This is a genomic window from Kribbella sp. NPDC054772 (genome assembly GCF_053611945.1).
The window spans coordinates 78505-90199 of sequence record NZ_JBSHBJ010000033.1 but is presented as its reverse complement, the minus strand read 5'-3'; the positions used below and the strand labels follow the sequence as shown (position 1 = coordinate 90199).

Genomic DNA, 11695 nt, shown 5'->3' with positions numbered 1-11695 from the left:
ACACCCCCACTACCGAGATACACACCTCCCCCCACCCCCGCCGCGACCCCTGCGTCTCACCCACAGACACCCCGGCCCGCCCGCCACCGGTCGATGCGTGCTGCCCGGCCAGTGCAGCAGAAAGCTGACCAGCCGCGCGCCGTCCTCGGTCTCGCTGTCGTCCCCACGGGACTCGACCACGACCGGGCCGGACGGGGAGATGCGGAGCTCGACGGTCAGGCCGTCACGTCCGAGGACGTCGATGTCCAGCGTCACCCCGTGCCCCGCGAACCGCAGCCGGCGTACGTCGTCCACTCCGGGCGCGTCCACCAGGCTGTCGAACACCACGTCGAGCACGTCCAGATCCTGCTCGTGCCTCCCGAACGCCGCGTAGCCGACCGAGCGGACCAGCGCGACCTGCTCACCCACCGCGCGCTCCGGAGGCCCGATCATCGCTCAGCGCTCCCCGGCCAGCTTGATCACGCTGTTCTGGTCCTGCCCGTACGGCGCGCCCTGCCAGGACGCCCAGTTCGCCCGGTTGCCCTGCTCGTGCACGATGAAGTTCCACGGCCCGGCGTAGGTGTTGTTGAAGAACCGGTTGCCCTGGTGGAACGTGATGGCGTCCTGCACGGCCGCCTTCTGGTACGGCGACCAGCTCGGGAACGTGCCCCAGTTCGAGAACAGGCCGTTGTAACCGCATCCGGTACTGAACCCGCAGGACGCCCCGATCCGGTCCGGGTCGAGGGTGAAGACGTTGTCGTGCACCCGCACGTTCTGCGTCTTCCACCGGCAGTCACTGAGGTACGGCGGCTTGCTGATCGTGGACTGGTTGCACGTCTTCGCGTTCACCACCGACGGGTTGACCAGCGTCCCGGACCCGGTGCTGGTGTTGGCCGCGGATCCGGCGAACCGGTCCGCGTTCTCCCACAGGATCACGCCGGACCAGTTGTCGATGAAGACGTTCTGGCTGATCTCGAAGGTCTGGTTGAAGACACCGGTGACGCGTGAGTCGCTGCCGGACTCGGAGATGTACAGCGCCGGCGTCGGGAAGCCGTGGTTGGACGGTCCCTTGGCGAGACCGTTGCGGACGAACGTGTTCCCGCGGATGCCGGCGTTGTAGCTGGTCTCGTACAGCAGGCCCTCGGCCAGGTTGCCGGAGATGTAGTTCTCCTGGATCACGAACCCGGTGTTGTTGGTGTCGGCCCAGAGTCCGACGCTGTGGTTGTCGTGCACCCAGTTGCCGCGCACCACCGCGCCGGTGACCTCCCAGAACTTGCCGCCGCCGGTACACCCGCAGCCCTCCTTGAGCCGCTCCCAGTCGTCGGTGTTGTTCCCGGAGATCTCGTTGCCCTCGATCGTGATCGAGGCCACCTTGCCGGGGTTGTAGGCATTGAAGCCGTACTGGCCGTTGTTGCGCAGACAGTTGCTGCGGACAACGTTGTGGTCACCGACCATCACCCCGGCGCCGGCGTTGTTCTGGACCGTGTTGCCGACCACGGACCAGCGCCCGGACGCGTCGTGGTTCACCACGCCCTCGTCGTTGTTGGACTTCAGCGGCCCGAAGTTCTGGATGGTCAGGTTCTTCACCGTGACCTTCGTGGCGTAGCCGGTGAAGGCGTACCGGTTCACCCGGCCGCCGTCGAGGACCGCGCCGGGCGCGCCGACGTACGTGTTGCCGTCCTTCGGGACCACCTGGGAGTACGCGCCGCTGCCGAGCCGGTGCGTGCCGGGCGTCAGCCAGAACGTCGTGCCGGGCGGGTTCGCCATGGTGAGCTGGTAGAGGTTCGCGTGCGTGCCGACCACGACCGCACCGGCCGGAGCTGTGGCGGGGCCGGACAGTGCCTTGGCGTTCCCGCAGATCCTCGCCGGTGGAGCGGTCGGAGCAGTGACGACGGCCTTCATGATGTCGGTCGACGACGCCGGCGGCGCGGCCTGTCCACTGTCCGGGTCGTCGCGGAACACGGCGATCCCCACCGACACCAGTGCGATGGCGACGACGAGCGCGACACCACCGAGCACCGGCGGCCGCCGGTACCATGCTGTTGCCCTGGCTGTTTCCCTGGCCGTTCCCGTTCCGGTGGACCGCGGGGCCGAACCGTCTGGTTCCATGGTGTGTCCTTCGGGAAAGTCGGGGTCTCGGACTCAGTGGCGGGCGGCGGGGTTGGCGATCGCGAAGCGGTAGATGTCGAGCAGCCGCTCCACGTTCTGGTCGGTCCGGTGGTGGTTCTCGTAGGTCTTGCGGGCCTGCCGGCCGAGTTCGGCGTACCGCTCGGGCGAGTGGTCGACGTCGAGCAGCAGCTTGGCCATGCCGTCCGGCTCGCCCGGGTCGAACAGGGCTCCGTCGACGCCGTCGGTGATCAGCTCCGGGAACGATCCGTGCCCGGACGCCAGCGGCGGCACACCGACGGCCATCGCCTCGACGACCACCAGGCCGAACGTCTCCTCCCACTCCGACGGCAGCACCACCGCGCGGGAACCGGCGATCAGCTGGAACACCTCGGGCTTGCTCATCAGGCCACGCAGTTCGACCGACGGACGCTCGGCCGCCCACGCCTTCACCTGGTCGAGCATCGGTCCACCACCGGCGATCACCAGCCGCAGGGCGTCGTCGCCGGCGGCTGCCCGGTACGCGTCCCAGCCCTTCATCAGCAGCGGAGCGCCCTTGGCCGCGTCGAGCCGGCCGACGTACGTGACCTGTCGCTGTCGCGGTCCGCCGACCGGGCCGTCGTACGGGACGATGTTGTGTTTGACGAAGGTGCGCTCGAGGTCGAAGTCCATCTCGGCCATCAGCCGGCGCTGTGAGTCGGAGATGAAGATGTAGGCCGACACCAGGTCGCGCCAGCTGCCGCGGTGACCGCGGGTGTTGAGCACCGTTGTCCCGGTCGCGAGGGCGGATCCGCGGTAGCAGCGGTGCAGTATCCCGCTGGCCGGGTTGCCGCCGGCGCAGTTGTGGCAGACGCTGCCGTCCCGGAAGAAGTCACCGCTCGCGCAGAGCAGCTTGTAGTTGTGCAGTGTGACCACGGCCGGTACGCCGGCCAGCCGGCACGCGTACAGCACGGACGGACTGAGCAGCGGGAAGGTGTTGTGGATGTGCACCACGTCGGGCCGGTGCCGGAAGAGATCACGCGCAAGGTCGTGCCGGGCCGCCCGGCTCCAGACCACCCGGGCCGGCAGCGTCGCCTTCTTGAGGGCCGGCCAGTCCTCGATGTCGTCACTGTGCCGTTCGAAGTGCCGGACGCTGTGACCCGCCGCGGTGAGCGCCGCGCTCTCCTGGTCGACGACCCGGTTCTCCCCGCTCGGCGCGGTGGAGCGGTACCGGTTGTGCACCATCAGGATCTTCATCGCGGTCCTTCACGTGTCGAGGAGGAGTACACCAGCGAGGCGGCAAGCGTCAGTTCCAGCAGGTACGGCGACGCCTCGCTGAGCCCGCTCTCGGTGAACGAGGCGACGACGCCGTAGGCGACCAGGAAGAGTGCGAGGGCCCGCTGCGGGCCTTGCGGCCGGAACCAGGCGGCGGTCAGCACGAACAGCACCAGCATGATCGTCAGCGCGCAGCCGACCAGTCCGACGTCGTAGTAGGTACCGAGCCAGTTGCTGTCGATCGGCAACCCGTTGAACGACTTGTTCGACAGGCCGAAGCCGAACAGCGTCTCGAAGGTCGATCGCGGCTGGGCCAGGATCGAGTCCCAGACTTCCTTCCGGCCGGTCAGCGCACCCAGCTCCTTGGTGTCCTGCCCGCGGGCCAGCCAGGTCGTCACCACCGAACCGAGGCTGAGCGCGCCGAGAGTGAACACCACCAGGCCGATCGCGAACGCCTTGCGGACCCGCGAGCGTGCGGTGAACAGGCTCAGCCCGGCGATCGTGACGCCGGCGAGCATCGCGACGAGTGCGGTCCGCGTGTGGGTCAGTAGCAGGACCGCGCTACACACCACGACGCTGGGCAACGCGACCCCGCGCCGGAGCAGGCCCGACATCCAGAGCACGATCGTGAGTCCGATGGCGACCGCGGAGTAGTGACCGACCTGTGTCGGCGGGATCGGCCAGAGCGTGCCGCCGAGCCGGTTGTCGGTCATCGCCAGCCCGGGCGACACCATCAGGCCGATGACGACCGACCCGACGATGGTCCACAGCACCAGCAGATGCGTGCGCACCAGTAGGAGGTCGCGGCGGGTCCACCACGGTGTCAGCAGCCAGAGCACCAGCGCGAATCCGCAGAGCCGTCCGGCGCGGAACAGTGCGCCGAGGAGGAATTCCGCCCGGATGCTGGCCAGTAGTCCTTCGACGGCCAGCGTCATCAGCAGAGCGACGTACACGCTGCGGCGGATCCGGACCGGGCGGTTCACCGACAGCACCATCACCAGAGCGCCGACCAGGGCGCCCTGGGCGATGAGCTTGCCCATCGAGCCCGGAATCGGCAGCAGGTGCGGGGCTCCGGGGAAGAACGTCATCACGTTCAGCACCAGCAGCGCCCAGGTCAGCTGGACCCGGCGGCGCCGACGTACCTCCGGGGCGACGACCCGCCGCGTCGAGCGGGGGCCGAGCCGCGTGGCCAGCTGCAGGTGGTTGCCGAGCCGGGCGGCGAGCGTCGTCATCGGCTGAACATGCCCACGTCGACGGCCCGGTCACGGCCGGACTCGGCTTCGGCCACGCCGACGCTCTCGTCGGTACGGTCCGGGCGCAGGACGATCGCGGTGCTGATCTCGAGCCCGGCCAGGCGGAGCATCTCGCCGGTCGCCTGGATCCTCGTGGCGGTGCACTGTCCCGCCGTCATCACGACGGCGGCGTGCGACGCCCAGGTCGCCAGGTGATCCGCCCCGAGCTCCGGGGTCAGGGTGGAGAGGCTGAGCACCACGTCGGCGACCTCCCAGGACGCGTCGAGCGCGACGTTGTCCGAGTGCGCCGGACGGCTGCTGTCGCTGAGCCGCAGGTACGGACCTTCGGCAGGTCCGGCCGCGGGATCGGCGAGGTGTACGTCGATCCGGCGGTCGGGCTGACTGAACCGCGACTCGTGGGTGCCGTACGCCTTGACGCCGAGCATCCGCGCGAGCCTGCCCGACTCGGTCAGGTCGGCCACCAGGATCCGCTTGCCGTCGTCGGCCAGGGACACCGCGAGCGAGGCAACTGCCAGCGCACAGGTGTGCAGATCGTCGACGCCGACCACGGTCAGCGCGGGCGTCGGCCGCTCACCCCAGAAGATCCGGTGATCGAGGTGCTGGACGATCAGCTGGTTCTCGTGCCGGCCGGAGCCGACCTTGTTTCGCCCGGGCAGCCAGCGCCGTGGCCGGGCGATGCTGAGCCGGACCCGGGCTCCGAGTGCATGGGCGATGTCCTGGCGCTTCCACAGCCGGTCGGAGATCAGCGCGCGGACGATCACGAAGGCGATGCCGAGGAACAGTCCGGCGATCAGGCCGGTACCGGCATTGATCACGATCGTCCGCTTCTCCGACACCGGGACCGGCGCGGCCACGTCGAGGATCCGGCTGCTGTTCATCCGCGACGTCTGGACCTGCTCGTCGAGCAGCTGCTGGCGCACGTACTGCTGGCGCTCGCGGGCGGCGGCGAGCCGGGTGCCGGCCACGCTGTTCGGACGCTGCATGTCGTTCGGGTCGTCACCGGCGGCGCGGACCGCTCGCTCGGCCGCGGCGACGTCGTCGTTCGCGGCGGTCAGATCCTGCTGCATGGGCGCGTCCTGCAGCGCGATCTGCTGCTTGCGGTACACGAGGAACACCTGGGCGACTGCCGTGGCCAGCCTGCTCGACTCGGCGTCGGTCTTGGCCTTGGCGGTGATCTGCATGACCCGGTCCGTCGACCCGGCCGCGTTGTACTCCTTGAGCAGGTCGTCCGGGGTCATCGGCAGCTTCAGCAGGTCGATCACCCGTTGCGCCACGGTGTGCGTGGTTGCCAGGGTGACGTCGGTGGCCATCGCCTTCGCAGGGTCCTCACCATCGCGATGGGTGACCAGCAACCGGGTCTGCGACGTACTGGCTGCCCGCACCGTGACGGTCGAGGCCAGGCCCAGGGCCAGGCCGACCAGCGCGAACACCAGCCAGATCCGCAGGTGCCGGCGTAGCGCGTCCCGGACGAACCTGAAGGTGACCAGCGCGTCGGGCGGGAACGAAGTCGACCGCTCGTTGTCGAACAGACCGTCGTCGTCCGCCCAGACCGGCTCGCGGACGACAGCAGCTTCGTCGTCGTACGGCTGGTTGCTCACTTGGTCCTCCTCGCCGTACCGGACAGGAGGGTGGGCAGTCGCGAGCCGGAACGGCGCGTCGACTGCGAGACCCGGCCGATGGTGCGGTCCGTCGGGTCCGGATCCGTGACGACCAGGCCGTCGACGGTGCGGTCGTCCGCGGCCGCGGCGACCGCGAGCCGGGCGAGTTCCTCGGCCGTCACGACGCCGGACGACAGCGCGATGATCGTGTTCGTGGTGCGCTCGGAGCCGTCCAGGCGCGGCGCGTCGCGGTCGACGACAACCAGGTGAATGGTCAGCGCGGAGTCGCCCGCGGGCTCCTGGTGCGCGTCGACAACGATCGACGCGGTCAGGCCGATCGAGTTGGCCAGCGCCGCCAGCTGCGGGCCGAGCGACCGGGCCTTGTCGTCGCCGGCGAAGGACAGCACGGTCAGCGAGACCGGTGCGCTGTCGCGGATGTCGAGTCCGAGGTGGTGCAGGGTCTTGCGCAGGCTCCAGGCCTCGACCGCGGTCGGCGAGTAGTGCTCGAGCAGATAGGTCCAGTCCGAGACGTCTCTGGCCTGGTACGACGAGACCGACGCGAGCACCGGCAGCCCGACCGAGTCCGAGATCTCGTCACGCAGCCGCAGCCGCCGGTCGCCCCGGGCCCTCGCCAGTACGCCGATCGAGCCGGCCACGGCGCCGATCAGCGCGCCGAGCAGGCCGAGGATCCCGAGATGGATCATGATGTTGCCGCCACGCGCTGTGGTCGCTTGCTCCAGCACACGTGCCCCCGTTTTCTTGCCCAGGTCGCCGGGCAGCTTCTGGTCGGTCGTGACGAAGACCAGGTAGACCTCGGCGACGGCATTCGCCAGTCGCATCGACTGTTGCGGCGTGGTTCCCTTCGCGTCGATCTTGATCACCTCGTCGGTCACGGCGGTGACCTTCACCAGGGCGCGGACCTGCTCCGTGGACAGCGCCGGCGTCAGGTTCTGACCGGCGCTCTTCAGCACCGGTTCGCTGTTCGCGATGAAGACCTGCGTGTCGATGCTCTGGGTACCGGCGCCGGTGGACGTCTGCGCGTCGGTCGCCGGAGCGGGTGGCAGCACGACGAGCGACGTCGCGGTGTACGCCGCGGGCACGACGAACCCGTACGCGAGCCCACCGAGCAGCCCGACGGCAGCGACCGCTGCCACGATCAGGCGATGTCTGCGGATGGCCCGCCACGACTTCTTGACGTCGAGCTGCTGAGCGCTCACGCCTCCACCTCGCTTCGCTCGGTTGCGGCGTGAGCGCAAGCGCTGCTCTGCCTGTTTGTTCGCTCGCTGCGCTCGCTCACAAGGCCCCCTCCAGGCGAACGTGGTCCGGTTCGAGGTAATAGAGGGGTCCGGAGTCAGCGGTGATACACCGTTCCGCGGTCAGGAGCGGAACGAGAACGTGCTGGTCGCCGGCGTGTCGGCGGGCAGCCGACCGGATCCGACCAGCGTGGTGGCCGGGACCTTGTGACCGAAACGCGGGGAGTACCAGCCCAGCAGCGGACTGTTACTACCGCGGTACGTCGTCCACTCCAGCCCGGCGGGCAACTCGACCACCGCGGAACCGGTCGGCCAGTCCAGCAGTCCCGTCGAGCCCTCGAGCGCCACGGACACCTCAGGGCCCAGATGCCAAGCGATCCGGACATCGGAGCTCACATCGAGCCAGTCCTCGATGCGCAGCACGCCCTGGTCCAGTACCGCCGTACGGCGGTGTATGACGGGTGTTTCGCCGACCCGATAGCCGTCGTGTTCGGCGTCCCACGAGCCGGGGGAGTAGCGCAGTACCTTGCCTGTCGCTCCGCGGAGCCAGAGGAAGGGACCGCCCCAGGCGGACTGCTCGCTCCGCGCTACTTCGACGGTGTTGTGGGCGATGGTGGAGCGGAAGTAGTTCCGCCACTCCTCCTCACCGTGGTAGCAGTACGTACCCGGGTCAGCGAGGATGTCGACGCCGTCGACGCGGACCTCCAGTGACAGCGCGTCGGAGTGCGCGTGGGCGGCGATCGAGAGGAAACCGTGCGGACCGGCGTCTGCACGGCACCAGATCTCCGGACCGGCGTCCTGGCTGCGCAGGATCGTCAGACCGGCGTCCTGGAAGTGGTTCGGGCGTTCGTCGGGGCGGTCCGGTCGTTTGCAGTTGGCCAGTGAACCGACGATGACCGAGGCCGCGGTCGGTGGGCTGGCGGGCCACCAGGTGGCGCTGCCGACCACTGCGGCCCCCAGTGAGAGGTACGCCGACCACGTGCTGATGTCCGGCGGGTCCAGCACCAGCACCATGCCTTCGTCGTCGTCCCCCTGGCGTGGTGGGCGCAGCGTGGTGTCGACGATCGCTGCGGCCACGTCCACGCTGCGGGTCAGCAGATCCCACGTGTGGCGGCTGAGTGGATGACCGGCGGTGTCCGACTCCAGAGCGGCGTACAGGCCGAGCTCGGAGACGAAACGGTGGTAGTCGGTGGCCAGCTCACGGTTCACACCGGACGGGAAGGTGTTGGCGTCCAGCTCCTTCTCCAGCAGGGCTGCGGCGTCCTGTCGCCAGTGGGCGCTCTTGGTGAACCACGGGAACGCACAGGCGCCGATGAGTTGGCCGGCGGCTTCAGCGATGACGTGGTTGTTCGCCGAGGAACCGTGACTCTGGAACGCGGCGAGGTACCGCTGGTGCCAGTAGATCTGCTGGAGCGCCAGTTCGTTGAGCTCGAACAGCTCGGTGATCTCGGGCCAGTCGTTCAGGAGGCGGCGGATCCAGGTCCAGCTGATCAGGCGCAGTCCGATCTCGATCCCGCTGGCCCAGTGGACACCGGACAGGAACGGGTTCGAACGCCACCAGTCCGTCAGGTGGTCGGCGACGCGTTCGGCGTACCTGTCGTCGTGTGTCAGGTACCAGGCCGCGGCCAGCTGGGTGAGGTGGTGGTGGCGGGACAGCTCCCACACCTGCTTGATGTTGCCGACCGCGTCCTCGTTGCGGTGGTTCAGCTTGAAGACGTACTGCGCCGGGTCGGAACGCCGGCCCGTGGTCGGGTCACGGAACCAGTCCGGCGCGCACAGGTCGGTGCGCTCGACACCTAGAACCTCCAGATTGCCGTCCATGATCGCGTCGGCGGTCTCGATGACGGCCTTACGAGCATCTTCGGGTACGTCGCATGCTGTGCGCGCGTCGAGCGTCACAGCGAACGTACGGTCCCGCCGTACCGGCACACCGTTCTTGAGGTCCTGCCCGGGCCGCACTTGTTGGTAGGCCCAGGCAGAACGACGCGCGGTGTCGCGAGCGCGCAAGACGAGTTCGGTGGGAGACATCCGGCGCAGGCGGCGGACGTACCAGCCCAGAGGCTGGCGGCTCACACCTTCTCCGGCCTTCCGCTCGCCAGGCTGCGGTCCACCGCGATGGTGGCGCGCGTCGTTGCGACCAGCGAGTCGAAGGAGATCGGCATCGGGCCGCCGGACTTCACCGCGGCCACGAACGCCGCCAGCTCGGCCCGCTGCCCCTTGTCGGTACTGCGGGACTTCCGCGTGGCCGGTTTGCGGCCGGACCACACCGACGCGCTCTGGAAGTTGTCGAACCGCGCGTTCCGGCCGCCGCCGGTGATGTCGATCGTCTCCTTCGGGAACCGGCTGTTGCCGCCACCCACGTAGCTGATCGTGCCGACCGACCCGTTGGCGAACCGCAGCGTGACGATCACGTCGCCGGCGTCGGGTCCCGGTACGGCGTACACCTCGGTGGGGAGACTGTCGAGCCACCAGCCGAGGGTGTCGATGAAATGCCCGCCCTCACCGGCGAACCGGCTGCCCTCCTTGCCGGCGTCGAGGTACCAGCTGGTCGAGTCGAGCTTGCCGGCGTTCACCAGGTAGCGGAGCGAGAAGGCCCCGCCCGGGTCGCCGAAGCGGCCTTTCAGGTCGGTGAGCAGGGGAGCGAAGCGGCGGTTGAAGCCGACCATCAGGCGGTCGTTGCCGGTGGCATCCACTGTGGCGACGATGCGGTCCAGTTCCTCGTCGGTGAGCGCGAGCGGCTTCTCGACGAAGACCGCCTTGCCGGTTTCCAGGGCGAGGCAGGCGAGGTCGGCGTGCGAGCTGTGCCGGGTGACGACGAAGATCGCGTCGAGGGTGTCGTCGGACAGTACTTCGTTGGCGTCGGTGGAGACTGTCTGGAAGCCGAAGCGGCGTTGGGCGTTGGCGGCCGACAAGGATTTGTTGGTGGCGACGCGCCCGAGCACGGCATGCTCGTTGCTCTGCAGGTGCGGTAGCAACATGCTCGACGCGTAGTTGCCAGCTCCGATGAACCCCATCCGAGCGGCACCGGCGGGAGCCGGTCGCCCGGCCACCTCCTGCCGGTGGGTAGATGGCACTGCGACTTCCATCAATTCGTCTGCTGAGGCTTCCTTTGGGTACTCGAAGAGGAAGCCGACGCCGGGGAGGGCTCCGGTGCTCAGTTGTTGGTAGACGTCGGTGGCGTCGGTGATCGGGAACTGGCCGGCGATCAGCGAGCCGACGTCGATCTGTTCGCGGGCGATCAGGTCGATGAAGCACTCCAGGTTGCGGCGTTCGGTCCAACGGACGTAGCCCGCGGGGTAGTCGATGCCCTGGAGTTCGTACCGGTCGTCGTACCGGCCGGGGCCGTAGGACCGGGAGAACCGGACGTCCAGCTCCTTGTCGTAGTACGCGTTCCACGGCAGGTCGAGCTTCGTCTTGCCGATGTCGACGACGCGGGCGCGGTCGCGCGCCAGCCGCGCAGCGGTCTCCACCGGCCCGTTCGAGTGACCGCCGGCAGCCAGCAGGATGCGGTCCGCGCCGAGACCGTTCGACGCCTCCAGCAACGCCCGCTCGAGCGACGCCACGCCCGCCTCGTCAGGAGACGAGCAGTGCAACGCGCCCGCCTTCTCCGCCATCCGGCACCGGTCCTCGACGGTGTCGATGCCGAATACCCGCACCCCGGCGGCGACCAGCAACCGCACCACCAGCTGCCCGACCAGCCCGAGCCCGATCACCACAGCGGTGTCACCCAGCTGGACCTCGGCCTGCCGTACGCCCTGCATCGCGATCGCACCGACCGTGGAGAACGCGGCCTGCTCGGCCGGCACCCCGTCCGGCACCGGAACGCACAGGTTGATCGGCACCCAGTTGTACTCCGCATGCAGCGCGAACTCGTTGCCCGCGGCAGCAACCAGCTGCCCGACGCTGAACTCCTCGGCACCGGCCCCGACCTCGACCACCACGCCGCACAGCGAGTAGCCGAGCGGTGTGTACGAGTCGAGCTTGTTCATCACCTTCTTGTAGGTGTTCATCACGCCCTGCTGGGAGACCGTGTCCAGTACCTTCTTCACCTGGTCCGGCCGCGCCTTCGCCTTGCCGATCAGCGACAGCCGCGCCTCACCGACCTTCATCAACTCGGTCCCGGTGGAGATCAGCGAGTACAGCGAACGAACCAGCACGCCACCCGGCGCGCACCCCGGCGGCGGGACGTCGAGAACCGCCAGCTCGCCGGACTTGTAGTTCTGCGCAACCTGCTTCATATCCGTCCTTCGGA

General features: G+C 68.9%; 8 protein-coding genes. All 8 read right to left on the bottom strand.

The genetic code is table 11. The features are described 5' to 3' along the window. Positions 1–9 precede the first annotated feature (9 nt). The 8 genes from ACWGID_RS34310 to ACWGID_RS34275 all read right to left on the bottom strand — a co-directional run bounded on the left by ACWGID_RS34310 (position 10) and on the right by ACWGID_RS34275 (position 11681). Entirely contained in the window at positions 10–432 is a 423-nt protein-coding gene (locus tag ACWGID_RS34310) for a hypothetical protein (RefSeq protein ID WP_452203496.1), read from the bottom strand. Positions 433–435: 3 nt separating this feature from the next. Then, the gene (locus tag ACWGID_RS34305; RefSeq protein WP_452203495.1) at positions 436–1998 is read right to left on the bottom strand and encodes a right-handed parallel beta-helix repeat-containing protein; all 1563 of its coding nucleotides are present in this window, start codon (positions 1996–1998) and stop codon (positions 436–438) included. A gap of 123 nt (positions 1999–2121) precedes the next feature. Beyond that, positions 2122–3321 carry a glycosyltransferase family 4 protein gene (locus ACWGID_RS34300; protein WP_452203494.1) on the bottom strand — a complete coding sequence of 400 codons (1200 nt, stop codon included), beginning with the start codon at positions 3319–3321 and terminating at the stop codon, positions 2122–2124. Then, positions 3318–4571 carry an O-antigen ligase family protein gene (locus tag ACWGID_RS34295; protein WP_452203493.1) on the bottom strand — a complete coding sequence of 418 codons (1254 nt, stop codon included), beginning with the start codon at positions 4569–4571 and terminating at the stop codon, positions 3318–3320. Before ACWGID_RS34295 ends, ACWGID_RS34300 begins: the two co-directional genes overlap by 4 nt. Beyond that, on the bottom strand, positions 4568–6190 hold the full coding sequence (locus ACWGID_RS34290; RefSeq protein WP_452203492.1) for a YveK family protein: 1623 nt from the start codon (positions 6188–6190) through the stop codon (positions 4568–4570). Before ACWGID_RS34290 ends, ACWGID_RS34295 begins: the two co-directional genes overlap by 4 nt. Beyond that, positions 6187–7407, bottom strand: coding sequence for a Wzz/FepE/Etk N-terminal domain-containing protein (locus tag ACWGID_RS34285; RefSeq protein ID WP_452203491.1), 1221 nt, complete (start codon positions 7405–7407; stop codon positions 6187–6189). Before ACWGID_RS34285 ends, ACWGID_RS34290 begins: the two co-directional genes overlap by 4 nt. Positions 7408–7566: 159 nt before the next feature. Beyond that, a complete protein-coding gene (locus ACWGID_RS34280; RefSeq protein WP_452203490.1) occupies positions 7567–9516 on the bottom strand; it encodes an alginate lyase family protein in 1950 nt (649 codons plus the stop codon). After that, complete coding sequence (locus ACWGID_RS34275; RefSeq protein WP_452203489.1) at positions 9513–11681, bottom strand: bi-domain-containing oxidoreductase; 2169 nt, start codon at positions 11679–11681, stop codon at positions 9513–9515. Before ACWGID_RS34275 ends, ACWGID_RS34280 begins: the two co-directional genes overlap by 4 nt. Between the last annotated feature and the right edge of the window lie 14 nt (positions 11682–11695).

Bases quoted from the DNA above. Each gene is read 5' to 3' on its own strand.
- ACWGID_RS34310 (WP_452203496.1), bottom strand. From the start codon at position 432: ATGATCGGGCCTCCGGAGCGCGCGGTGGGTGAGCAGGTCGCGCTGGTC.
- ACWGID_RS34300 (WP_452203494.1), bottom strand. From the start codon at position 3,321: ATGAAGATCCTGATGGTGCACAACCGGTACCGCTCCACCGCGCCGAGC.
- ACWGID_RS34295 (WP_452203493.1), bottom strand. From the start codon at position 4,571: ATGACGACGCTCGCCGCCCGGCTCGGCAACCACCTGCAGCTGGCCACG.
- ACWGID_RS34275 (WP_452203489.1), bottom strand. From the start codon at position 11,681: ATGAAGCAGGTTGCGCAGAACTACAAGTCCGGCGAGCTGGCGGTTCTC.